Origin of the sequence: Massilia sp. Mn16-1_5, assembly GCF_004798585.1 — a bacterium.
In the GTDB taxonomy this organism is placed as follows: Bacteria; Pseudomonadota; Gammaproteobacteria; order Burkholderiales; family Burkholderiaceae_D; genus Telluria.
In genome coordinates, this window is the sequence record NZ_PPXQ01000006.1 from 173,920 (window position 1) to 197,900 (window position 23,981).

The window sequence follows — 23,981 nt, forward strand, 5'->3', positions numbered from 1 at the left end:
TCGGATGTGCAGGCTTTTTTTATTTAAATTTCGGACATTGGATGCAAATAATATTTGCACATGAGCTCGCCTATTGGCAGGATCGTGCAAAATGCCCCTATTACTGCCGCAGTGCACAATTATGGCATAATCAAAATCCCCCGCTTCCGGTGGCCGCTTCAACAGGGATAAAAGCATGTTAAAGACGCTCTACGACAAACTCTGGGAATCGCACGTCGTGCGTGCCGACGCCGACGGTACGACCGTGCTCTACATCGACCGCCACCTGGTGCACGAGGTGACCAGCCCGCAAGCCTTCGAAGGCCTGCGCGAAGCGCACCGCGGTCTATGGCGCACTGCCGCGAACCTGGCCGTTGCCGATCACAACGTGCCGACCACCGACCGCCGCGAAGGCATCGCCGATCCGACCTCGCGCCTGCAGGTCGAGACGCTGGATGCGAACGCGAAGAGCTTCGGGCTCACCTACTTCAACATGAACGACAAGCGCCAGGGCATCGTCCACGTGATCGGGCCGGAGCAGGGCGCGACGCTCCCCGGCATGACCGTGGTCTGCGGCGACTCGCACACCTCCACCCACGGCGCCTTCGGCTGTCTTGCGCACGGCATCGGTACCTCGGAAGTCGAGCACGTGCTGGCGACGCAGACGCTGCTGGCCAAGAAATCGAAATCGATGCTGGTGCAGGTCGACGGCGCACTGCCGAAAGGCGTCACCGCCAAGGACATCGTGCTGGCCGTGATCGGCAAGATCGGCACGGCCGGCGGCACCGGCTACGCCATCGAATTCGGCGGCTCGACCATCCGGTCTCTGTCGATGGAAGGCCGCATGACGGTCTGTAACATGGCGATCGAAGCGGGCGCGCGCGCCGGCATGGTCGCCGTGGACGACACCACGATCAATTACGTCAAGGGCCGTCCATTTTCGCCCGTGGGCCCGCAATGGGAGCAGGCCGTCGCCTACTGGCGCACCCTGCACACCGATCCGGGCGCGAAATTCGACATGGTCGTCACGCTCGACGCCTCCCAGATCCGCCCGCAGGTCACCTGGGGCACCTCGCCCGAGATGGTGACCTCGATCGACGGCCGCGTGCCCGATCCGGACCTGGAAAAGGATGCCGTGCGCCGCGACGCCATGGAAAAGGCGCTGACCTACATGGCCTTGCAGCCGAATACCCCGATCGAGAACATCCGCATCGACAAGGTCTTCATCGGTTCCTGCACCAATTCGCGCATCGAAGACCTGCGCGAAGCGGCGGCAATCGTGCGCGGCCGCCAGCGCGCTTCGAACGTGAAGCTGGCGATGGTCGTGCCGGGCTCGGGTCTCGTGAAGGAACAGGCCGAGCGCGAAGGCCTCGACCAGGTGTTCAAGGCCGCCGGCTTCGAATGGCGCGAGCCGGGCTGCTCGATGTGCCTGGCGATGAACGCCGACCGCCTGGAACCGGGCGAACGCTGCGCCTCGACCTCGAACCGCAATTTCGAAGGCCGGCAAGGGCAGGGCGGACGCACCCACCTGGTGTCGCCGGCCATGGCCGCCGCGGCCGGCATCGCCGGTCATTTCGTCGACGTGCGCTCGCTGTAAAGCATTGTTGTAAATCGTTTATTTCAATACCTTAGGACCATCATGAAAAAAGTTTTCGCCCTCTCCCTCGTCGCTCTCGTCCTCGCAGGCTGCAACACGATCTCCGGCATCGGCCGCGACGTGCAGAAGGTCGGCCAGGTCGTCACCGGCGCCGGCGGCAAGTAAATAAATTTTTACGAACGGGGAGAGGCAATGGACAAGTTCACGATACATGAAGGACTGGTGGCGCCGCTCGACCGCGCCAACGTCGATACCGACGCCATCATCCCGAAGCAGTTCCTGAAATCGATCCGGCGTACCGGCTTCGGCCCGAACCTGTTCGACGAGTGGCGTTATCTCGACCACGGCGAACCGGGCCAGGATTGCAGCGCCCGTCCGCTGAATCCGGACTTCGTGCTGAACCAGCCGCGCTACCAGGGCGCCTCGATCCTGCTGGCCCGTAAGAACTTCGGCTGCGGCTCTTCGCGCGAGCACGCGCCCTGGGCCCTGCAGCAGTACGGTTTCCGCGCCATCGTCGCGCCCAGCTTCGCCGACATCTTCTTCAACAACTGCTACAAGAGCGGCCTGCTGCCGATCGTCCTGAGCGAAGCGCAGATCGATCAGCTGTTCGACGAAGTCAAGGCGACAACCGGGTTCAAGCTGGTTGTCGATCTGGAGAACCAGGTGCTGCGCACGCCGGACGGCCGCATCGGCTTCGAATTCGCGATCGACGACTTCCGCAAGTACTGCCTGCTCAACGGCCTGGACGACATCGGCCTGACCCTGCGCCACGCCGACGAGATCCGCGCCTTCGAGGAACGGCACCTTGCACGCCAGCCCTGGCTGGCCAACACCATCTGAAAGGCAGCATGACCAAGATTGCAATCCTGCCGGGCGACGGCATCGGCCCCGAAATCATGGCGCAAGCCGTGCGCGTGCTCGGCGCGCTGGGCGAATCCTTCGAGATGGAGCGCGCGGAAGTGGGCGGCGCGGGCTTCGCCGCGCACGGCCATCCGCTGCCGGAATCGACTTTGAAACTGGCGAAGGAAGCCGACGCCGTGCTGTTCGGCGCGGTCGGCGACTACCAGTACGACACGCTCGAACGTGCGCTGCGTCCGGAGCAGGCCATCCTCGGCTTGCGCAAGGAACTCGGCCTGTTCGCCAACCTGCGTCCGGCGATCCTGTATCCGGAACTTGCAGGCGCCTCGACCCTGAAGCCGGAAGTCGTGTCGGGCCTGGACATCCTGATCATCCGCGAACTGACCGGCGACATCTATTTCGGCAAGCCGCGCGGCGTGCGCGAGTGCCCGGACGGCCCGTTCAAGGGCCAGCGCGAAGGCTTCGATACGATGCGCTATGCCGAAGGCGAGATCCGCCGCATCGCCCACGTCGCCTTCCAGGCTGCGCGCAAGCGCGACAAGCGCGTGACCAGCGTCGACAAGGCCAACGTGCTGGAAACCTTCCAGTTCTGGCGCGACATCGTGACCGACGTGCATAAGGAATACAAGGACGTCGAACTCGAACACATGTACGTCGATAACGCGGCCATGCAGCTGGTGCGCGCGCCGAAGAAGTTCGACGTCATCGTGACCGGCAACATGTTCGGCGACATCCTGTCGGACGCGGCCGCGATGCTGACCGGCTCGATCGGCATGCTGCCCTCGGCTTCGCTCGACGCCAACAACAAAGGCCTGTACGAACCCTCCCACGGTTCGGCGCCCGACATCGCGGGCAAGGGCATCGCGAATCCGCTGGCGACCATTTTGTCGGCCGCGATGATGCTCCGTTATTCGCTGAATAAAGCCGAGCAGGCGGACCGCATCGAGGCCGCCGTCAAGACGGTCCTCCAGCAAGGATTGCGGACTCCGGATATATTTGAGGATGGCACCCAGCGTGTCAGTACAGAACAGATGGGCGACGCCGTGGTGCGCGCGCTTGCATGATTTACAAAACAAACGGGAAATAAAATGAAATTGGTAGGCCTGGTAGGTTGGCGCGGCATGGTGGGTTCGGTCCTGATGCAGCGCATGCAGGACGAGGGCGATTTCGACCACATCGAGCCGGTGTTCTTCACCACCTCGAATGCGGGCGGCGCCGCGCCGAAAATGGCGAAGAACGAAACCGTCCTGAAGAGCGCGCATGACATCGCCGAGCTGTCGAAATGCGAGATCATCATCTCCTGCCAAGGCGGCGACTACACCAGCGAAATCTTCCCCAAGCTGCGCGCCGGCGGCTGGAACGGCTACTGGATCGACGCCGCATCGACCCTGCGCATGAACGACGACGCCGTCATCGTGCTCGATCCGGTCAACAAGGACGTGATCAAGAACGCACTCTCGCGCGGCGTGAAGAACTACGTCGGCGGCAACTGCACCGTGTCCTGCATGCTGATGGGCCTGGGCGGCCTGTTCGAACAGGGCCTGGTCGAGTGGATGACCTCCATGACCTACCAGGCCGCTTCCGGCGGCGGCGCCCAGCACATGCGCGAACTGCTGACCCAGTTCGGCACCATCAACGGCGCAGTCAAGCCGCTGCTGGACGACCCGGCCTCGGCCATCCTCGAGATCGACCGCACCGTGCTGGCGACCCAGCATGGTCTGTCGGCTGAAGAGACCAAGCAGTTCGGCGTGCCGCTGGCCGGCAACCTGATCCCCTGGATCGACAAGGACCTGGGCAACGGCCAGTCGAAGGAAGAGTGGAAGGCCGGTGCCGAGACCAACAAGATCCTCGGCCGCGGCGAAGGCTTCGGTACCTCGGCGATCCCGGTTGACGGCCTGTGCGTGCGCATCGGCGCAATGCGCTGCCACTCGCAGGCACTGACCATCAAGATGACCAAGGACGTGCCGTTAGATGAGATCAACGACATCATCGCCTCGCACAACCAGTGGGTGAAGGTGGTGCCGAACACGCGTGAAGCGTCGATGCGCGACCTGTCGCCGGCAGCGGTGACGGGCAGCCTGACGATCCCGGTGGGCCGCCTGCGCAAGATGTCGATGGGTCCGGACTACCTGTCGGCCTTCACCGTCGGCGACCAGCTGCTGTGGGGCGCGGCCGAGCCGCTGCGCCGCATGCTGCGGATCGTGCTGGACAAGTAATGACAACGCCCGCGGATGCGGGCGTTTTTGTAGGGGTCATTGGGGCCAATGGCCTCAATGACGGTTTCACCGGGCATTCATGCCCACGCGGTACGGCGGTCGATTGGATGCTAATGGCGTTTCGACCGATCAAGCGCTCTATACCGCGTGGGCGTAAATCAGTCCACTGGACTGATTCACTGCCCACCCTACAATTAGCGAAGCAACCACACCTGTTAGCGCCCCGATAATCAAGCATTGCAACAGCCGATGTCGAAAGATTATCGATAGCTCATCCATCCCACAGATTCGCAAGCCTACGCCCCGCAGAGCTTGCATGCTCCAGTGCATGATGATATGTTGAGACCTCCGGGAAACCGTCCTTTCCCTCCTGCCAACCATCTCGCATCGAACCCTATGCCACTGAACCGCCGCCCTCAGATCATGTCGTCCGCGTTGAAAACGCTTACCGCCGCGGTCGCCAGTGCTGTGCTGTTGTCGTCGGTGGCTAACGCGGCAGGACTGGGCAAGCTGACCGTCCTCTCCGCGCTGGGCCAACCGCTGCGCGCCGAGATCGAACTGACCGCCGTCTCCGCCGAGGAAGCATCGGGCCTGGTCGCGAAACTCGCGTCGCCCGAGGCCTACCGCGCCGCCAACGTCGAATTCAATCCGGCCCTGCTGTCGCTGCGCTTCGCCGTCGAGCAGCGCGGCGGACGCCAGTTCGTGCGCATCACCTCGCCGCAGCCGCTGAACGAACCCTTCGTCGACCTGCTGCTGGAGCTGTCCTGGAATAACGGCCGCCTGGTGCGCGAGTACACCTTCCTGCTCGATCCTGCCGAACTGCGCGCGACCCAGTCGGCGCAGGTGACGCCAGCCGCACGTCCGGCACGCGACACCGCGGCAGCACCGGCGCAGGCACCGGCGGCCCGCCCGCAGCGCGGCGCCCGCGCCGACGAATCTGCCAACACCTCGGCAGGCGAACCAGCCGACGCAAATGCCTCGCGCTACCGCGTCAAGTCCGGCGATACGCTGAGCCGCATCGCCGGCAAGCTCAAACCCGTCGACGTCTCGCTCGACATGATGCTGGTCGCCCTGTACCGCGCCAATCCGGATGCCTTCATCGGCAACAACATGAACCGCCTGAAGTCGGGCCAGATCCTCTCGGTCCCGACCGGAGAGAGCCTGCGCAGCCAGGACGCCGGCGAAGCCCACGGCACCGTGGTCGCGCACGCGGCCGACTTCAACGCCTACCGCGCCAAGCTGGCCGGCCAGGTCGCCACCAGCGCCCCGGCGCGCGAGGCGCAAGCAGGGCAGAGCGCGACCGGCCGCATCACGGCCAAGGTCGAGGAACGCCCGACCGCCGCCAACGAATCGCAAGACCAGCTGCGCCTGTCGAAAGCGCTGCCGCCGAAAGCCGGCACCGGCGTTGCCACGGCCACCGCCGAAGACACGGTGGCCAGGGAAAAGGAACTGGCCGACGCGCAGACCCGCGTCAAGGAGCTGGAAAAGAACGTCAACGACCTCGAGAAGCTGATCACGGTCAAGAGCCAGACCGGCGCCGCCGCGACCCAGCGCGCCGAAGGCGCCCCGGCGATCAAGCCGATCGCACCGGCCGACCCTGTCGTCGCCCAGGCCGATACCGCGCCAAAGGCGGCACCGAAGATCAAGACCGCACCGAAGGCCGCACCGGCGGAACCGGCGCCAGCCGAGACCAGCCTGGCCGACACGCTGATGGACAACATCGTCTACCTCGGCGCCGGCGCGGCCGTGCTGCTGCTGGCCGCGCTCGGCCTGTCGCAGCGCCGCAAGCAGAAGGTGGTCGTCGAGAAAACCCCGAACACCCCGACCATCCTCGGCAGCGCGGCCCAGCCGGCGCAGGCGGTGTTCGCGGAAACGGGCGGCCAGAACGTCGATACCCACGACAGCGTGTTCAACTCCAGCTTTGCGCCCTCGGCCAGCCAGCTCGACACGAATGAAGTCGACCCATTGGCCGAAGCCGAGCTGTATCTCGCCTATAACTTCGACACCCAGGCCGAGGACATCCTCAAGGAAGCCCTGCGCAACGATCCGTACCGCCATCCGGTGCGCCTGAAACTGCTCGAGATCTACGCGGCGCGCAAGGACGTGCAGGCCTTCGGTACCCAGGCCAACGAGCTGTACAGCCTGACGGGCGGCAAGGGCGACGAGTGGGCGCAAGCCGCCGCGCTCGGCCACACGCTCGACCCGAACAATCCGATGTACGCGCAAGGCGCGGGCACTAGTGGCGCCGTCGCTGCGGGTGCCGCGGTGGCCGGCGCCGGCCTGGCCGCCGCGAGCGTCGCCGACGATGCCGGCCCGCAGACGATGCTGTCGCAACAGCTCGAGCAGGCCTTCCGCAAGCGCGGCGACAGTACCGAGATGCTGGAGCCGGAATCGACCGTCGACGCCGTCACCGGCGCGCCGCTCGACAGCGGCTTCAATCTCGACAGCCTGGGCCTGGACCAGGACGCCACCGCGCTGCCGCAGCTGGCCGATGCCGACGCGACACCGGCCGCCAGGGCCGACGACAACCTGCTCGACTTCGACCTCGGCGGCCTGAGCTTCGAGCCGGTCGCCGCCAGCGGCACCGAGAATGCCGTGCACGACGACGCCACCGCCGTGCCCGACCTGCAGTTCGACATGGAGCCCTTCGCCCCGCTCGAACCGGCCTCGGGCACGCCGGCCGTCACAAGCAGCGACAGCCTGGACGATCTCGCCTTCGACATGAACTTCGACGCGCCGGCGGCCCAGCCGGCCGCCGCGCCAAGCGTGGACGAGGACGACGCCTTCGTGCTCGACCTGTCGAAGAACGGTCCGAACACCGATATCGACATGGCGCAGCTGGCCCGTGAATTCGAACTGCCGCCGCTGCCGGAAGCCCCGGCCACGCCGCCGGCATCGGACCTGAAGGATCCGCTGTTCGACCTCGACGCCATGGACTTCGGCCTCGTCGATGCCACGCCTGTCACCCCGGTCGGCGAGAAGCAGGAGCCGGTCTTCGATTTCGGCTCGACCGACCTCGACCTGACGCCGGCCGAACCGGCCACCCCTGAGCTGGCTGCTGAAGGGAAAGCGGAAGCGGAAGCCGCCAAGGACCCGCTGTTCGACCTCGACATGATGGACTTCGGCCAGCCGGCCGCGCCCGCCGCGCCGCAGGACGATCCGTTCGCGCAAACCGAGGTGCCGGCCATCCCGAACCCGGGCACCCCGGTGCCCCGTTTCGACATGACCGGCCTCGACCTCGACCTGCCGGCTAACGACTTCGCGCTGACCGAGCCGGACACCGCGCCAGCTGCCGCCGAGCCAGCCTCGGCCGAGCTGACCCCGGCCCAGATGGAGATGGAAACCAAGCTCGACCTCGCGATCGCCTACCAGGAGATCGGCGACAAGGAAGGCGCACGCGAATTGCTCGACGAAGTGATCAAGGGCGGTAACGTCGAACAATCCAGCCGCGCCAGCGCCATGCGCGCACAGTTGGCGTGAGGCGCATCGCACTCGGACTCCAGTACGTCGGCACCGGCTGGAATGGTTACCAGAAACAGCCGAGCCGTGACACCGTTCAGGACGCCCTCGAGATTGCCCTCGAGAAGTTTGCCTGCACCAAGCTAGCTACCACCTGCGCCGGCCGCACCGATGCCGGCGTGCATGCGGTCGAGCAGGTCGTGCACTTTGACACCGAGCTCGACCGTTCGATGCAAAGCTGGGTGCGCGGCACGAATACCTTCCTGCCCGATTCGATTTCCGTGCGCTGGGCCGCCGATGTGCCGCCCGACGCCGAAGGGCAGGACTTCCACGCCCGCTTCTCGGCACGCGCGCGCACCTATCATTACGTGCTGTACAACAACCCGAACCCGTCCGCGCTGCTGGCCGGGCGCGCCGGCTGGGTGTTCCGTCCGCTCGACGTCGAACGCATGCGCCAAGCTGCGCGCCACCTGATCGGCCTGCACGATTTTTCCTCCTTCCGCGCTTCCGGCTGCCAGGCGAACACGCCGGTCAAGGACATGCAGGAAATCAGCATCGAGCGGCGCGGCGACATCATCGTCTTCACCGTGCGCGCCAGTGCCTTCCTGCACCACATGGTGCGCAACATCGTCGGCGCGCTGATTTATGTCGGCCTTGGGCGCAACGAGCCGGACTGGATGGCCGAGGTGCTGGCCGCGCGCGACCGCGACGCCGCCGCGCCGACCTTCATGCCCGACGGGCTGTATTTCGCGAAAATCGATTACGATCCGAAATGGGGGCTGCCGCAGGAGGCCGTCTCACCACTGCCCTGGCTGTAAGGATCGACATGCACCGTACCCGTATCAAGATCTGCGGCATCACGCGCGAGGAAGACCTGCGCGCGGCCGTCAACCTGGGCGCCGACGCGCTCGGCTTCGTCTTCTATCCGAAGAGCCCGCGCTACGTCACGCCGGAACGCTTCGCGGAACTGACGCGCGGCCTGCCGCCCTACGTCAGCTCGGTCGCGCTCTTCGTCAACGCCAGCGTGGACGAGGTCAGAAAGGTGGTCGATGCGGGACCGGTGGCGCTGCTGCAGTTTCACGGCGATGAAACGATGGAAGAGTGCGCACGCATCGCCGCCGCGGTACAGCGGCCTTTCGTCCATGCCTACCGCGTCAAACCGGACACAAGCCCACGCGATTTGCTAGAATGCGAACTCGCATACCGCGCTGCCAGTCCCTGGTTTTCGAGCCTGTTGCTCGACACTTATGTAGACGCCTACGGCGGCGCCGGAAAGGTCTTCGATTGGTCTCTTATCCCAAAAGAGCTCGCGCCTCGGGTCGTTTTGAGTGGTGGCTTGAGCGTGCAAAACGCGACTGACGCAGTCGCGCGCGTACGCCCCTGGGCGGTCGACATCAGCAGCGGTGTCGAGGCCGCCAAGGGAATCAAGGACGCCCGCAAGATCGCGGACTTCATCGCCGCGGTGCGGGCAGCCGATGCCACCATTGAAAGCGAGCACCCTCATGAAAGCAGTACAGGAAGCAGCCCTGGAGCGCCAGGAAGCAGCAGCTGAACGCGGCCCCGACGCCCTGTTCCAGACCACCGATTACCAGTTCCCCGATGCGCGCGGCCACTTCGGCCCCTACGGCGGCAGTTTCGTCGCCGAAACGCTGACCCACGCGCTGGCCGAACTCAACGAGGCTTACGCGCGTTATTCGCACGACCCTGAATTCCTCGAAGAATTCCGCTACGAACTGGCCCATTTTGTCGGCCGTCCGTCGCCGGTCTATCACGCCAAGCGCTGGTCCGAGCTGGCCGGCGGCGCGCAAGTGTTCTTCAAGCGCGAAGACCTGAACCACACCGGCGCCCACAAGATCAACAACGTGATCGGCCAGGCCCTGCTGGCACGCCGCATGGGCAAGCAACGCATCATCGCCGAGACCGGCGCCGGCCAGCACGGCGTTGCTACCGCCACCATCTGCGCCCGCTTCGGCCTCGAATGCGTGGTCTACATGGGCGCCGAGGACGTCAAGCGCCAGGCCCAGAACGTGTACCGGATGAAACTGCTGGGCGCGACCGTCGTTCCGGTCGAGTCGGGCAGCAAGACCCTGAAGGACGCGCTCAACGAAGCGATGCGTGACTGGGTCACCAACATCGAAAACACCTTCTACATCATCGGCACCGTGGCCGGGCCGCATCCGTATCCGATGATGGTGCGCGATTTCCAGTCCGTGATCGGCGAGGAATGCCGCGTCCAGATGCCGGAGATGACGGGACGCCAGCCGGACTACGTGGTCGCCTGCATCGGCGGCGGCTCGAATGCGATGGGCATCTTCTATCCCTACATCGACGAGGCAGGGGTAAAACTGGTCGGCGTCGAGGCGGCGGGTGAGGGGCTCGATTCGGGCAAGCATGCGGCGTCCCTGACGGCAGGTTTCCCAGGCGTGCTGCACGGTAACCGCACCTATCTGCTGCAGGATATCAACGGACAGATCATCGAGACGCACTCGGTCTCGGCCGGCCTGGATTACCCGGGCGTCGGTCCGGAACACGCCTGGCTCAAGGACTCGGCGCGTGCCGAGTACGTGTCGATCACGGACGACGAGGCATTGGCGGCTTTCCACGACTGCTGCCGCATCGAAGGCATCATTCCGGCGCTGGAATCCTCGCACGCGATCGCTTACGCGGTGAAGCTGGCGGCGACGCTGCCGAAGGACAAGTTGATCCTGGTGAATCTGTCGGGACGGGGCGACAAGGACATGCACACGGTGGCGCAACGCATGGGTTTGGATTTCGGCTGAGTTTGGCGCACGCGTGGACGGGGGACCCGTCCACCCTACAGCCCACGCGTTCAACGCGCCGACGCACACCCGGCTGTCACCTATAACCCAAACGAAAAAACACCATGTCCAGAATCGAACAAACTTTCGCCGCTCTGCGCGAACAAAACAAAACCGGCCTCGTCACCTTCATCACCGCCGGCGATCCCGGTCCCGACCTGACCGTCCCCCTGATGCACGCGCTCGTCGCGGGCGGCGCTGACGTCCTCGAACTGGGCGTGCCGTTTTCCGATCCGATGGCCGAAGGCCCGGTCATCCAGCGCGCCTGCGAGCGCGCACTGACATTCGGCATCGGCCTGAAGGATGTCTTCAACTACGTGCGCGAGTTCCGCGAGACGGATACGGAGACGCCCGTGGTCCTGATGGGCTACGCCAACCCGATCGAGCGCATCGGCCCAGACGAATTCATCCGCTGCGCGAAAGAGGCGGGCGCCGACGGCGCGATCGTCGTCGACTATCCACCGGAAGAGTGCGAGGCCTTTGCCGACGCCATGCGCGAGAACGGTCTCGACCTGATCTTCCTGCTGGCGCCGACCTCGACCCAGGAACGCATCCGGCAAGTCGCGCGCTACGGCAGCGGCTTCAGCTATTACGTCTCGCTGAAAGGCGTCACCGGCGCCGGCAGCATCGATACCGAGGACGTGGCGCGCCGCGTGGCCGCGATCCGCGAGCACGTCAGCCTGCCGATCGGCGTCGGCTTCGGGATTCGCGATGCGCAGACGGCGAAAGCGGTCGCTTCGGTGGCCGATGCGGTGGTGATCGGCAGCCGCATCATCCAGGAAATCGAGAACGTCGGTGCGGAGGCGGCCGTCCCGGCGGTCCAGACCTTTGTCGCCGGGATCCGCACGGCGCTCGACGGCTGAGCCAGGCCGCAGACGACAGCCGGCAGTGGAGAGTTGCCTGCCGGCTTTTATTTGTCTTCTTACTATGGAGTACGGTAAATTACCTGTATTCAATCCATGTGGAAGGCAACATGAAAAAGCAAATCGTCCGCGTCTCCATCATGCAAAACGCCAAGCTGATGGCCGCCCTGTACTTCGTCATCTCGATTCCCCTGGTCGCGATGATGGCGATTCCCGTCCTGATGACCGAGGGCGCCGGCGGCTCTCTGCTGGCCATGATCCTGATGCCTGTGCTCTACACGGCCTTCGGTTTCGTGTTCACCCTGTTTGGCGCATGGGTGTATAACGTAGTCGCAGAGCGCGTGGGCGGTTTCGAATTCACGACCGTCGAGATCGGCAGGGATTGACTGCCACAGGAATGATTGCCAGACTGGCAAGCGGTGACAAGCCCAGCGCTAGCGGCTACACTACGCCCCATTCTAGATTTGCCGCAAAGGAGAGAACATGAGTTGGTTGGAAAAACTGCTGCCCCCACGGATCCAGCGCTCCGATGCCGCGAACCGCAAGACCATGCCGGAAGGCCTGTGGGTCAAGTGCCCGGCCTGCGAAGCCGTGCTCTACCGCGCCGACCTCGAGTCGAACCTGCACGTCTGCCCGAAGTGTGATCACCACATGCGCATCCGCGCCCGCGAGCGCCTCGATGCGCTGCTCGACGAAGGTGGCCGCTACGAGATCGGCCAGGAAGCCCTGCCGGTCGATACCCTGAAGTTCAAGGACAGCAAGAAGTATCCTGACCGACTCAAGCAAGCGATGGACGCCACGGGCGAAACCGATGCGCTGATCGTGCAGGGCGGCTCGATCATGAGCCTGCCGGTCGTCGTGGCCTGCTTCGAATTCGAATTCATGGGCGGCTCGATGGGCTCCGTCGTCGGCGAGCGTTTCGCACGCGGCGCCCAGGTTGCCCTCGAACAGAAAGTGCCGTTCATCTGCATCACCGCCACCGGCGGCGCACGCATGCAGGAAGGCCTGTTGTCGCTGCTGCAGATGGCGAAGACCACCGCCATGCTGACCAAGCTGTCGGAAAAGAAGCTGCCATTCATCAGCGTGCTGACCGACCCGACCATGGGTGGCGTCTCCGCCTCCTTTGCCTTCATGGGCGACGTCGTGATCGCCGAGCCGAAGGCCCTGATCGGCTTCGCCGGTCCGCGCGTCATTGAAAACACCGTGCGCGAAAAGCTGCCGGAAGGTTTCCAGCGCGCCGAGTTCCTGGTGCAAAAGGGCGCCGTCGACATGATCGTCGACCGCCGCAAGATGCGCGAAGAAATCGCGCGCCTGCTCGCGCTGCTGCAGAATCAGCCCGCTGAAGTCATCGCCTGATCCGGCAACTGCTATTATTCTGGCCGGCGGCCCGCATCGCGGCCCGCCGGTTTTTCGTTTCAACGCAACCATTTCATATCCATGCTTCCCACCACCTTGCCCGCGTGGCTGGCGCTGATCGAGTCGCGCCACGCCGAAACCCATATCGACATGGGCCTGGACCGCGTGCGCGCCGTCAAGGAGCGCATGAACCTGCAGTTTTCCTGCCCCGTGATCATGGTCGCCGGCACCAATGGCAAGGGTTCCACCTGCGCGATGCTGGAATCGGTCCTGCTGCACGCAGGCTACCGCGTCGGCCTCTACATCAAGCCGCACTTCCTCGACTTTAACGAGCGCGCCCGCCTGAATGGCGAGATGGCCAGCGATGCCCTGCTGGTCGAAGCCTTCGATTTCGTCGAGGGAGCGCGCGGCGACATCGACCTGACCTATTTCGAATTCACCACGCTGGCGATCATGCACCTGATCTCGCAGGCCGGGGTCGACGTCGCGATCCTGGAAGTGGGCCTGGGCGGACGCCTCGATGCCGTGAACGTGATCGATGCCGACGTTTCCATCGTCACCAGCATCGACATCGACCATGCCGACTACCTGGGCGACACGCGCGAGGAAATCGGCTTCGAGAAGGCGGGTATCTTCCGCGCCGGCAAGCCGGCGATCTGCAGCGACCCGGTGCCGCCGCAATCGCTGATCAAGCATGCAGCCGACATCGGCGCCGACCTGTGGCTGATCGGCCGCGATTTCAACTACCAGGGCGACCAGCAGCAATGGAGCTATGGCGGACGCACCCAGCGCCGCAATTCGCTGGCCTATCCGGCCCTGCGCGGCGCGAACCAGTTGCTGAACGCGTCGGCCGCACTGGCGGCGCTGGAAGCACTGCGCATGCAACTGCCTGCGGGCGCGCAGGAAGTGCGCACCGGCCTGGCCCTGGTCGAACTGCCGGGCCGCTTCCAGGTGCTGCCGGGCCGTCCGACGACGGTGCTGGACGTCGCCCACAATCCGCATGCCTCGGCCACGCTGGCCCAGAACCTGGGCAACATGGGTTTCCATCGCTATACCTATGCCGTGTTCGGCATCATGGAAGACAAGGACATCGAAGGCGTGCTCAAACCCATGGCCGGGCTGATCGACCACTGGTGCCTGGCCGAGCTGCCGTCGCCGCGTTCTTCGAAAGGTCCCGTGCTGGCCGAGAAGGTCGCGGCGCTGCGTCCCGCCGGGGCGAAGGACAGCGATTTTTCGGTGACGCAATTCGCCGATCCGGCGGCGGCATTTGCAAATGCGGTGAGCCGTGCCGAGGAGAATGATAGAATTGTGGTCTTTGGCTCGTTCTATACCGTCGCCGGCGTGATGGCGGCCCGAAAAAACTCTCTTCACTGATATACAGACGCATGGGCTTGTTCTCGATTTTTGGTAAAAACAAGCAAGAAAGCGCCGCCCAGGATAGCGGGCGTTTTTCCCGCGATGACGCCGACTACGGCCAGCAGGCCCGGGCCAAACGTGCGAGTTACGCAAATTCGGCCAACGAAAGCGGGCAGGGCGGTTCGCGCCGCAGCCGCAGCGGCGGCGACCCCATGCTGCCGGAAAAGAAGCGTGCCCGCCGCCGCCTGGTAGGCGCGGTCGCGCTGGCCCTGGCCGCCGCCGTCGGCTTGCCGATGCTGCTCGATTCCGAACCGCGTCCGTTGTCCGGCGACATCGCGATCCAGATCCCGTCGAAGGAAAAAGCGCCCGCGCTGCCGATGCCGGCCGCGCCGGTGCCGGCCGCCGACAGCGTCGACCAGGACGAGGAAATCATCGCACCGCCGCCTGTCGCGCCGGCTCCTCGCCCCGCTACCACGCCGGTCGAGCCGCCTGCTGTGAAGACGGTCAACACGGACAAGGGAGCCGAGCCGAAACCGGCCAAGCCTGAGACGAAGGTCGTCGAACACAAGCCGGAACCAAAGCCGGCCGAACACAAGCCCGAGCCGAAGCCGCTTGATCGCAAGGTGGCGGAGAAGCCGCTTGACAAGCCTGCTGCGAAAAAGTCGGAAGACAAGCCGGAACCGAAGCCGCCCGCACCGAAACCGAAGGACAGCGAAGCGGCCCGCGCGCTGGCGCTGCTGGAAGGCAAACCTGTCGCCAAAGCCGACACACATCCGCGCACCGAAGAAAAGGCCGAAGCCGGCCAACGCTTTGTGGTCCAGGTGGCAGCTCTGGCAACCCAGGAAAAGGTCGATGAACTGCAAGCCCGCCTGCGTGCCGGCGGCATCAGCTCCTTCACCAAGAAGTCCGGTGCCCTGATCAAGGTGCAGGTCGGTCCCTTCGGCAGCCGCGAAGAAGCCGACCGGACCAAGGCCAAGCTGGGCAGCCTGGGCTTGAGCGGTTTCCTGGTCCCGGTCTGATTGAGTGTGCTTGCTGCGTGACGATTTTCGATTATCTGGTTTTGTTCGTGCTGGTAGCGTCGGTTGTCATCAGCACCATGCGCGGTCTGGTCAAGGAAATCCTGTCGCTGACGGGCTGGGTTGTCGCCTTCGTCGTGGCGAATGCCTATGGCGCGCGCCTCGCGCCGCTGTTGCCGGATATGATACCGGGCGAAACGGCGCGCCTGATCGTGGCCTTTGTTGCCCTGTTCCTCGGCGTGCGCATCCTGATGGGCCTGTTGTCCCTGGCGATCGGCGCGCTGATCGACGCGGCCGGGCTGACCCTGGCCGATCGCGGTCTCGGTGGCCTGTTCGGCCTGGCGCGCGGGATTGTAATCGTGCTGGCCGCCGTCATATTGTGTTCGATGACGGCCATCCCTCAACAAGCATTCTGGAAAGACGCGCTGCTGTCCCCGCTGGCCGAGGCCGGAGCGCGCACCGTCAAACCATTTCTTCCTGCTGCGCTGGCGCAGCACCTACATTTTTAGCCATTTCCCGTAATAGCATCAGTTCTTAGGAGCGCACCATGTGTGGCATCGTCGGCGTCGTCTCGCAAACTCCCGTCAACCAGTTGTTGTACGACGCATTGTTGCTGTTGCAGCACCGCGGCCAGGACGCAGCAGGTATTGCAACCAATCACAGCAGCATGTTCTCCATGTACAAGGCCAACGGTCTCGTACGCGACGTGTTCCGCACCCGTAACATGCGTTCGCTGCAAGGCAACACCGGGATCGGCCACTGCCGCTACCCGACCGCCGGCTCGTCGAGCGAGGAAGAGGCGCAGCCCTTCTATGTGAATGCGCCCTTCGGCATCACGCTGGCGCACAACGGCAACCTGACCAACCAGGCCGAGCTGAAGGAAGCCCTGTTCCGCAACGACCGCCGCCACATCAACACCAATTCCGATTCCGAAGTGCTGCTCAACGTGCTGGCGCACGAGATCCAGGAAGCGGCCAACGGTTACTCGCTCGACGCCGAATCGATCTTCAAGGCGGTCGGCGTGGTGCACAAGCGCGTGCGTGGCGCCTACGCCGTCGTGGCCCAGATCGCCGGCCACGGCATGCTCGCCTTCCGCGACCCCTACGGCATCCGTCCGCTGTGCATCGGCATGAACGAAGGCGAGAACGGCGTCGAATACATGGTCGCCAGCGAATCGGTGGCCCTGGAAGGCATCGGTTTCCGCTTCCTGCGCGACGTCGCCCCGGGCGAAGCCGTGTTCATCGATAACGATGGCGTCCTGCACGAGCGCCAGTGCGCCGAGAACCCGTCGCTGAACCCATGCGCCTTCGAATACGTCTACCTGGCGCGCCCGGACTCGGTGATCGACGGCGCCTCGGTCTACGCCACGCGCCTGAAAATGGGCGAATACCTGGCGGACAAGATCCGCAAGGAAATCCCAGTCGAGGAAATCGACGTCGTGATGCCGATTCCGGATTCCTCGCGTCCGGCCGCGATCCAGCTGGCACTGAAACTTGGGGTCGAATACCGTGAAGGGTTTATTAAAAACCGCTACATCGGCCGTACCTTCATCATGCCGGGCCAGGGCATGCGCAAGAAATCGGTGCGCCAGAAGCTCAACGCCATCGGTTCCGAGTTCAAGGGCAAGAACGTGCTGCTGGTCGACGACTCCATCGTGCGCGGCACCACCAGCCGCGAGATCGTGCAGATGGCGCGCGAAGCGGGCGCCCGTAAAGTGTTCTTCGCGTCGGCGGCACCGCCGGTGCTGTTCCCGAACGTCTACGGCATCGACATGCCGACCCGCGACGAGCTGATCGCCTACGGCCGCACCGTGGAAGAGGTCTGCGCCGAGATCACGGCCGACCGCCTGGTCTACCAGGACATCGACGCGCTCAAGCGTTCGATCTCGGACGTGAACCCGGCGCTGACGAATTTCGAGGCGTCCTGCTTCGACGGCGTCTACATCACCGGCGACGTGACCCCGGCCTACCTCGACAACCTGGAGACCGCGCGCCACAACGGCGGCAAGGGCGTGTCGCAGGAAGACGTGGTGCGTACCCAGCTGAACCTGAATCCTCCTGTCGCCGCCGAGTAAGCCTGCCATGAGTGAGAAAAAGAACTACGGTTTCACGACCACCATCCTGCACAACGACCGCCGCAAGGCGATCGAGCAGGGCTCGCTGCACAAGCCGGTCCATACCTCGGTCGCCTTTGGCTATAACGACGCGCGCCAGCTGGCCTCCGTCTTCCAGGGCAAGGAGCCGGGCTTCCGCTACGGCCGCCAGGGCAACCCGACGGTGTCGGCGCTGGAAGACAAGATCACGAAGATGGAAGACGGCATGGCCAGCCTGTGCTTCGGCACCGGCATGGCCGCCATCGGCGCGCTGTTCCAGGCGCTGCTCAAGGCGGGCGACCACATCGTGTCGTCTTCCTTCCTGTTCGGGAATACCAACAGCCTGTGGCAGACGGTGGCGGGGCAGGGTGTCGATGTCGACTTCGTCGATGCGACCGACGCCGCGAACGTCGAAGCGGTCCTGAAGCCGAACACGCGCCTCGTGTTCGTGGAGACGATCGCCAACCCGCGCACGCAAGTGGCGGACCTGGCCCGGATCGGCGAACTGTGCCGTGCGCGCGGCATCCTGTACGTGGTCGACAACACGATGACCACGCCTTATCTGTTCCGCCCGAAGACGGTGGGTGCCGGCCTGGTCGTCAATTCGCTGACGAAATCGATCGCCGGCCATGGCATCGCCCTCGGCGGTGCGCTGACCGACACCGGCCTGTTCGACTGGAGCGCCTACCCGAACATCGCCGCCAACTTCCGCAAGCAGGCAGCAAGCGCCCAAGGCATGGCCCAGCTGCGCGCCAAGGCCCTGCGCGACTTCGGCGCCGCCCTCGGTCCGGAAGCGGCGCACCACATCGCCGTCGGCGCCGAAACCCTGGCGCTGCGCATGGAGCGCACCTGCGCCAACGCGCTGGCGCTGGCGCAAATGCTCGAGGCCGACGAACGCGTCTCCGCGGTCCACTATCCGGGTCTGGCATCGCATCCCCAGCACGGTATCACCAGCGAACTGTTCCGCGCGGGCGGTTCGCTGCTGAGCTTTGAACTGCGCGACGACATCGACCCGTTCGATTACCTGAACCGCTTGAATCTGGCGATCCCGGCCAGCAACCTGGGCGACACGCGCACGCTCGTGATTCCGGTGGCGCACACGATCTTCTTCGAGATGGGCGCAGAGCGGCGCGCGAGCATGGGGATTGCGGAATCGTTGATCCGGGTGTCGGTGGGGATTGAGGATACAGATGATCTGATCGAGGACTTCCGTAGGGCGCTACATACCTGAAACAAAAATGGCGTTGCGTCGGAAGTATTAGCGTTCTACTATCATCTCCTATAAATTCATTGGAGGTGGTATGCGGCATCTTCTTGTTTCCTTGCTGCTCGCCAGCGGTACCGTGCTCGCTGACGATTTGTCCGAGGCGAACAAGTTCCTGGCGGCCCAGCAGTACGATAAGGCACTTCCCCTCTATACGCGTCTCGCCAATGCCGGCAATGCCGAAGCCCAGTTCCGTGTCGGCGAAATGGCCTGGTATGGGGACGGAATGCGACAAGACCTGCAGGCTGCGCACGCCTGGTTTACCAAAGCTGCAGCGGGCGGTAGCGCGGACGCGCGGGAAGCCCTCGCTGCGCTCGATCGGCGCCGAACGCGCGGTGCGGAAATTGGCTATTGGACCAGAGGATACCGGGGCGAGGATCTTCGCTCCGATAGGTTCGAGTGCAAGATGCCCGCCGTTCCCGCCGTATCGACCTCCAATGCCGACGTCGCCGCCACCCGCGCCTCGATCGAGGCTTGGCAAACCTGCTACAACGGTTTCGTTGCCAATTTTAATGCGACGGCGCCGCTTGCCAAGCGCATTCCGGCCGACGTGCTCGACATGATGACGCCCAAGGAAACCGAGCGCGCACGCAAGCATATCGAGTCGGTTTATCGCACCGTACTGACCGAGGCCCAGTGCGACGTGGTCGCCGTGCGCACCGCACAGGCCGCCTGGGAAACGGCCACCGAGCGTTTCGTCAAGGAAGAAAACGTCCGTATGAAGCGCAAGCTTGATGTGGAAACGCGGCTGATCGTCGATTCGCAACGGCGTAACAACGATTACGCCGCCATGAACTACCGTGGACTGCCTCCGCCGCCAAGCGCGGTTCGAACGACGAAATGATGTAAAAGCGCGGCGTATTCTGCATGCAATCCGGATGCAGGCGGGACGACGATCCTCATGATTTGCTCAAGGATATGCGTCCGGCATCACCGAAATACTAGGTTACATTTAACTAGTTGTTACTAGTGGGGTGTGGTTCTAAGATTAAAAAATCTCAACAGGAGGAAACATGAAACGACTGCTATGCGCACTGGTTTTTGGGGTTTCTGGTCTGGCTTCCGCGGGCGAGCTGGAGGACGCCAACAAGCTGCTGGCGGCGAAAGCCTATACTCAGGCTTTCCCGATCTATGCCAAGCTGGCTGCGGCAGGCAACACCGAAGCCCAGTTCCGCCTGGGCGAGATGTACTGGTACGGCGACGGTACGGCAGTCGACATCCCGAAAGCGACCGAGTGGATGCACAAGGCCGCGGCGCGCGGCCATGCCGGCGCGGTCGAGTCGGTTGCCATCCTGAAGCAGCGCGAAACGCATGCCGCCGACATTGCGTACTGGACGACGACCTATCAGGGCGAGGATCTGGTCTCCGGCCAGTACAAGTGCGAAGCGCCTGTCTTGCCGGAGGTGTCGAAGACCAATGCTGAGATCAAGGCGGCAACGGCTTCCTACATCAACTGGCAGAATTGCTATAACGGCCTTGTCAACAACCTGAATGCGACCCCACCGTTGAAGCGCATCCCAGCGAGCGTACTGAACCTGATGACGCCACGCGAAGCGGAGCAGGCCCTTGCCCGTGTGAGCATGGCTTACGAAAAAGTCGGTACGCAAGCCCAGCAGGACGCAACGCGCTACGTGACCCAGTACCAAACCTGGGAAAAGTCCACGGAGCGTTATGTCGCGACCGAGAACGAGGCACGCAAGCTGGAATACGAACAGCTGAAGCTGCGCACTCAGCAACGCCAAGGCGAAATCGCTCGGGCTCAACCTCGGCCGGAGCCATTGCCAACTGGTAAGTTGCAGTAAAGGGGCTTCAGGATGGAGGGCAGTTCGCGGTATCATGTTTTCCTGTCTTCCATCCTTGAATGTCGATGATCCGCTTTCTAGCTGCCGCAGCGTTCCTTGTCTCCATCTCGGCCCACGCCGACCCGCTCGCAGACGCGAATGCGCTGTTCGCGAGAAAATCCTATCCGGAAGCCTTGCAGCTCTACACCAAGCTGGCGAACGCCGGCAATGTCGAAGCCCAGCAACATCTCGGCGAAATGTACTGGTATGGCGAAGCCGGAACCGTCGACGAGGCCAAGGCCGAGACCTGGTTCCGCAAGGCCGCCGCCAAAGGCAATGCGGTGGCGATCGCCTCGCTCGAGGTGATGAAGCAGCGCGGACTGCGCCGCAAGGAAATCACCTACTGGGTCGAGCAATACCAGGGTGAAGACCTGAAGACGGGGCAGTTCAATTGCGCCACGCCGCGTATCCCGGCGATCTCGAAGCAGAGCCAGGACATCGAGCGCGTCAATGCCAGCATCGCTACTTGGCAGAACTGCTACAACGCTTATGTAACCAACCTGAACGCCGCCACCCCTTTGGTCAAGCGCATTCCGGCCGATATCGTCAAGTTGTTTAATAAGGAAGAAATGGCGCGTGCCAGCGAACGCATGGCGCTGGTGCAGGACAGTCTGGCTGAGGAGGCGCGTGTCAGTTCCAAGCTGGTGCTGGCCGACCTGGCTGCATGGCGCAGTGCCACCGAAGCGTATGTCAAAGAGCACAACGAGATCGTCGGCACGGCGCCGTCGGAAGAGCGCCTGCGCGACATCGAAGCCCGCAAGCGCAACTACGCGCCCGGCAAATAAGCGAGACCAGCTACAAAAAAAGCCGCACAAGCGGCTTTCTTATTGCATTAATGCCAGCTGCGCATCAATCCAACCGCCAGTCCCTCGAGCGCGAACTCGTCGCCCGGTTCCACGCGGATGACCTTGAAGTCCGGGTTTTCCGGCAGCAGTTCGATTGTGTCGCCGGTCTTGCGGTAGCGCTTGACGGTGACGTCTTCGCCAAGGCGGGCGACGACGATCTGGCCGTTCTTGGCATTGTCGATCTTTTTGACGGCGAGGAAGTCCCCATCCATGATGCCGGCGTCGCGCATCGACCAGCCGCGTACCTTCAGCAGGAAGTCGGGACGGGCGCCGAACATGGCCGGATCGACGTTATAGGTGGCTTCGACGTGTTCCTGGGCCAGGATCGGCGAGCCGGCGGCAACGCGGCCGACCAGCGGCAGCGACATGAGGAGGGCGGCCGGCACGTGCGGCACCGGTTCCGGCGCCGGGGCGCCGATCAGGCGGATGCCGCGCGACGTGCCGGAAACGATTTCGATGGCGCCTTTGCGGGCCAAAGCCTGCAGGTGTTCCTCGGCGGCATTGGCCGACTTGAAGCCCAACTCCTTGGCGATTTCGGCGCGGGTCGGCGGGAAGCCGGTATTGTCGATCGCTTCCTTGATCAGGTTCAGGATCTGTTCTTGCCTTGCAGTGAGCTTGAGCATGGATCTACCACGGGTTAATGATTCAGACTGTATTTTTGTACAGTATTTCGGAGAATGCAAGGGGAATCCCAGTTTTTTCACGTTTCCTGCCCGGAAAGCTGTCGCGGCGGAGCGACGTGGCCCTGTGATTGCGTCGTCATGCCATCCGCGTTATAATTGCCGGCTTTCCCTTCCCACACTCGTCTTGACGCCGAGGTGGGCATTTGTTTAAACGTCCTCAAGGAGTGTTGCATGCGTCATTATGAAATCGTTTTTATCGTCCACCCGGACCAAAGCGAGCAAGTCCCGGCGATGATCGAGCGTTACAAGACCACGGTGACGAGCCGCGGCGGTAACATCCATCGCGTGGAAGACTGGGGCCGTCGCCAGATGGCTTACCAGATCCAGAAGCTGCCTAAGGCACACTACATCTGCATGAACATCGAGTGCGACAACGAGACCCTGGTCGAGCTGGAAACCGCATTCAAGTTCAATGATGCCGTGCTGCGTCATCTGACCGTGAAGATGAAGAAAGCTGAAACCGCTCCATCGCCAATGATGAAGTCGGTCCAGCGCGAAGACGCAGCCAAGAGCCACCGCGCAGAAGCCCCGGCTGCTGCCCCGGCCGCCGCTGCCTAAATTCTTTTCGCCAGGAATAGTGAATCTGCAGTGAACCAGCTTCAAGTCGTCGCGACGATTGCTGAACGCGACGTACTGCGGTATACCCCCGCCGGCGTGCCGGTTGTCTCGGCAATCCTGATGCACAGTTCGCAGCAGGTCGAGGCAGGGGTGGAGAGACAGGTCCAGTTTGAAATCGCCGCGTTCGCCGCGGGAGAAATTTCGGGCCGTTTCGCCAGCGCAGAATTGGGCGCCGCGCACCAGTTCACGGGATTTCTGGCCAGGAAGAATCGCAACAGCAAAGCCCTGGTGTTTCACATCATTGATTTCAGTGCTGCCGCTTAAACTACCCAGCGGCCCACCTTTTAGATATACAGGAGCCTCAAATGGCATTCGGTAAAAAGTTCGACAAAAACAAGGCTAAAGAAAAACTCAAGCGCAAACAGCAGAACCCGCTGTTCAAGCGTAAGAAGTTCTGCCGCTTCACCGCTGCAAACGTGGAACAGGTCGATTACAAAGACGTCGACACCCTGAAGGACTTCGTCCAGGAAAACGGCAAGATCATGCCAGCACGTCTGACCGGCACCAAGGCGCACTACCAGCGCCAGGTCGACACCGCGATCAAGCGCGCACGCTACCTCGCGCTGCTGCCGTACACCGACCTGCACAACGCCTAATCGCGTCGGTCAGTTCAGAACATCCTGGAGAAAAATATGCAAGTTATCCTTTTGGAAAAAGTTGTTAACGTCGGCAACCTGGGCGACGTGGTCAAGGTCAAGGACGGTTACGCACGTAACTTCCTGATCCCGCAAAAGATGGCCCGCCGTGCAACCCAGGCCGCTGTGGCCGAGTTCGAAGTCAAGCGCGCCGAGCTGGAAAAAGCTGCCGCTGAAAAGCTGGCTGCTTCGCAAGCCCAAGGCGACAAGCTGAGCGGCATGACCATCACCATCGCACAGAAAGCCGGCGTCGACGGCCGTCTGTTCGGTTCGGTCACCAACTTCGACATCGCTGAAGCCCTGAGCAAGCAAGGCTTCGCAGTCGAAAAGGCGCAAGTGCGTCTGCCGACCGGTCCTCTGAAGACCACCGGCGAGCACCCGGTTGCCGTCGCACTGCACACCGACGTCGTCGTGGAAATCACGATCGCTGTCGTGGGCGAAGCTGCCTAAGTAAAGCCGCAGCTTACATACAGTAAGCTGTTGT

The 23,981-nt window shown here is 63.3% G+C and carries 25 protein-coding genes; 24 read left to right on the plus strand and 1 reads right to left on the minus strand.

Going from position 1 to position 23,981, the window contains the following annotated elements; translation table 11 throughout:
* Nucleotides 1-175: 175 nt before the first annotated feature.
* The 20 genes from leuC to C2862_RS09165 all read left to right on the plus strand — a co-directional run bounded on the left by leuC (nucleotide 176) and on the right by C2862_RS09165 (nucleotide 21,501).
* Nucleotides 176-1,576, plus strand: coding sequence for a 3-isopropylmalate dehydratase large subunit (gene leuC, locus C2862_RS09070; RefSeq protein ID WP_136219802.1), 1,401 nt, complete (start codon nucleotides 176-178; stop codon nucleotides 1,574-1,576).
* Nucleotides 1,577-1,618: 42 nt separating this feature from the next.
* Entirely contained in the window at nucleotides 1,619-1,741 is a 123-nt protein-coding gene (locus C2862_RS09075; RefSeq protein WP_136219803.1) for a lipoprotein, read from the plus strand.
* A 27-nt stretch (nucleotides 1,742-1,768) separates the two neighbouring features.
* Entirely contained in the window at nucleotides 1,769-2,416 is a 648-nt protein-coding gene (gene leuD / locus C2862_RS09080; protein WP_136219804.1) for a 3-isopropylmalate dehydratase small subunit, read from the plus strand.
* An 8-nt stretch (nucleotides 2,417-2,424) separates the two neighbouring features.
* Nucleotides 2,425-3,498, plus strand: coding sequence for a 3-isopropylmalate dehydrogenase (leuB, locus tag C2862_RS09085; RefSeq protein ID WP_136219805.1), 1,074 nt, complete (start codon nucleotides 2,425-2,427; stop codon nucleotides 3,496-3,498).
* Between the two features lie 24 nt (nucleotides 3,499-3,522).
* Nucleotides 3,523-4,650 carry an aspartate-semialdehyde dehydrogenase gene (gene asd / locus C2862_RS09090; protein WP_136219806.1) on the plus strand — a complete coding sequence of 376 codons (1,128 nt, stop codon included), beginning with the start codon at nucleotides 3,523-3,525 and terminating at the stop codon, nucleotides 4,648-4,650.
* Nucleotides 4,651-5,085: 435 nt separating this feature from the next.
* Nucleotides 5,086-8,130: a FimV/HubP family polar landmark protein gene (locus C2862_RS09095; protein WP_168710031.1), complete on the plus strand. Its 3,045-nt coding sequence runs from the start codon at nucleotides 5,086-5,088 to the stop codon at nucleotides 8,128-8,130.
* Complete coding sequence (gene truA / locus C2862_RS09100) at nucleotides 8,127-8,927, plus strand: tRNA pseudouridine(38-40) synthase TruA (RefSeq protein WP_136219808.1); 801 nt, start codon at nucleotides 8,127-8,129, stop codon at nucleotides 8,925-8,927. Before C2862_RS09095 ends, truA begins: the two co-directional genes overlap by 4 nt.
* An 8-nt stretch (nucleotides 8,928-8,935) precedes the next feature.
* Nucleotides 8,936-9,661 (plus strand): phosphoribosylanthranilate isomerase, encoded by a 726-nt coding sequence (locus C2862_RS09105; RefSeq protein WP_136219809.1) that lies wholly within the window; start codon nucleotides 8,936-8,938, stop codon nucleotides 9,659-9,661.
* A 16-nt stretch (nucleotides 9,662-9,677) separates the two neighbouring features.
* Nucleotides 9,678-10,889, plus strand: a complete 1,212-nt coding sequence (trpB, locus tag C2862_RS09110) for a tryptophan synthase subunit beta (protein WP_210735940.1) — start codon at nucleotides 9,678-9,680, stop codon at nucleotides 10,887-10,889.
* A gap of 104 nt (nucleotides 10,890-10,993) precedes the next feature.
* Nucleotides 10,994-11,791, plus strand: a complete 798-nt coding sequence (gene trpA, locus C2862_RS09115) for a tryptophan synthase subunit alpha (RefSeq protein ID WP_136219811.1) — start codon at nucleotides 10,994-10,996, stop codon at nucleotides 11,789-11,791.
* Nucleotides 11,792-11,901: 110 nt separating this feature from the next.
* Nucleotides 11,902-12,177, plus strand: coding sequence for a hypothetical protein (locus tag C2862_RS09120; RefSeq protein ID WP_136219812.1), 276 nt, complete (start codon nucleotides 11,902-11,904; stop codon nucleotides 12,175-12,177).
* A gap of 97 nt (nucleotides 12,178-12,274) precedes the next feature.
* Nucleotides 12,275-13,147, plus strand: a complete 873-nt coding sequence (gene accD, locus C2862_RS09125) for an acetyl-CoA carboxylase, carboxyltransferase subunit beta (protein ID WP_136219813.1) — start codon at nucleotides 12,275-12,277, stop codon at nucleotides 13,145-13,147.
* Between the two features lie 81 nt (nucleotides 13,148-13,228).
* Nucleotides 13,229-14,521: a bifunctional tetrahydrofolate synthase/dihydrofolate synthase gene (folC, locus tag C2862_RS09130; RefSeq protein ID WP_136219814.1), complete on the plus strand. Its 1,293-nt coding sequence runs from the start codon at nucleotides 13,229-13,231 to the stop codon at nucleotides 14,519-14,521.
* An 11-nt stretch (nucleotides 14,522-14,532) separates the two neighbouring features.
* Nucleotides 14,533-15,522: an SPOR domain-containing protein gene (locus tag C2862_RS09135; protein WP_136219815.1), complete on the plus strand. Its 990-nt coding sequence runs from the start codon at nucleotides 14,533-14,535 to the stop codon at nucleotides 15,520-15,522.
* A gap of 17 nt (nucleotides 15,523-15,539) precedes the next feature.
* Nucleotides 15,540-16,028, plus strand: a complete 489-nt coding sequence (locus C2862_RS09140; protein WP_136219816.1) for a CvpA family protein — start codon at nucleotides 15,540-15,542, stop codon at nucleotides 16,026-16,028.
* Nucleotides 16,029-16,066: 38 nt separating this feature from the next.
* Nucleotides 16,067-17,593 (plus strand): amidophosphoribosyltransferase, encoded by a 1,527-nt coding sequence (gene purF / locus C2862_RS09145; RefSeq protein ID WP_136219817.1) that lies wholly within the window; start codon nucleotides 16,067-16,069, stop codon nucleotides 17,591-17,593.
* Nucleotides 17,594-17,600: 7 nt separating this feature from the next.
* Nucleotides 17,601-18,842 (plus strand): cystathionine gamma-synthase family protein, encoded by a 1,242-nt coding sequence (locus tag C2862_RS09150; protein WP_136219818.1) that lies wholly within the window; start codon nucleotides 17,601-17,603, stop codon nucleotides 18,840-18,842.
* A 70-nt stretch (nucleotides 18,843-18,912) separates the two neighbouring features.
* Nucleotides 18,913-19,719, plus strand: coding sequence for a tetratricopeptide repeat protein (locus C2862_RS09155; protein ID WP_136219819.1), 807 nt, complete (start codon nucleotides 18,913-18,915; stop codon nucleotides 19,717-19,719).
* Nucleotides 19,720-19,888: 169 nt separating this feature from the next.
* On the plus strand, nucleotides 19,889-20,677 hold the full coding sequence (locus C2862_RS09160) for a tetratricopeptide repeat protein (RefSeq protein WP_136219820.1): 789 nt from the start codon (nucleotides 19,889-19,891) through the stop codon (nucleotides 20,675-20,677).
* Nucleotides 20,678-20,742: 65 nt separating this feature from the next.
* Complete coding sequence (locus C2862_RS09165; protein WP_136219821.1) at nucleotides 20,743-21,501, plus strand: tetratricopeptide repeat protein; 759 nt, start codon at nucleotides 20,743-20,745, stop codon at nucleotides 21,499-21,501.
* Between the two features lie 47 nt (nucleotides 21,502-21,548).
* On the opposite strand, the gene lexA is transcribed toward C2862_RS09165, so the two are convergent.
* Nucleotides 21,549-22,184: a transcriptional repressor LexA gene (lexA, locus tag C2862_RS09170; protein ID WP_136219822.1), complete on the minus strand. Its 636-nt coding sequence runs from the start codon at nucleotides 22,182-22,184 to the stop codon at nucleotides 21,549-21,551.
* A gap of 231 nt (nucleotides 22,185-22,415) precedes the next feature.
* Here lexA and rpsF point away from each other — a divergent pair, with 231 nt between their 5' ends.
* The 4 genes from rpsF to rplI are packed head-to-tail and all read left to right on the plus strand — an operon-like array spanning nucleotide 22,416 to nucleotide 23,947.
* Nucleotides 22,416-22,802, plus strand: coding sequence for a 30S ribosomal protein S6 (gene rpsF, locus C2862_RS09175; protein WP_136219823.1), 387 nt, complete (start codon nucleotides 22,416-22,418; stop codon nucleotides 22,800-22,802).
* Between the two features lie 30 nt (nucleotides 22,803-22,832).
* Nucleotides 22,833-23,126, plus strand: a complete 294-nt coding sequence (gene priB / locus C2862_RS09180; protein ID WP_136219824.1) for a primosomal replication protein N — start codon at nucleotides 22,833-22,835, stop codon at nucleotides 23,124-23,126.
* Nucleotides 23,127-23,167: 41 nt separating this feature from the next.
* Nucleotides 23,168-23,458, plus strand: coding sequence for a 30S ribosomal protein S18 (gene rpsR / locus C2862_RS09185; RefSeq protein WP_056332995.1), 291 nt, complete (start codon nucleotides 23,168-23,170; stop codon nucleotides 23,456-23,458).
* Nucleotides 23,459-23,494: 36 nt separating this feature from the next.
* Complete coding sequence (rplI, locus tag C2862_RS09190; RefSeq protein ID WP_136219825.1) at nucleotides 23,495-23,947, plus strand: 50S ribosomal protein L9; 453 nt, start codon at nucleotides 23,495-23,497, stop codon at nucleotides 23,945-23,947.
* Nucleotides 23,948-23,981: the final 34 nt, after the last annotated feature.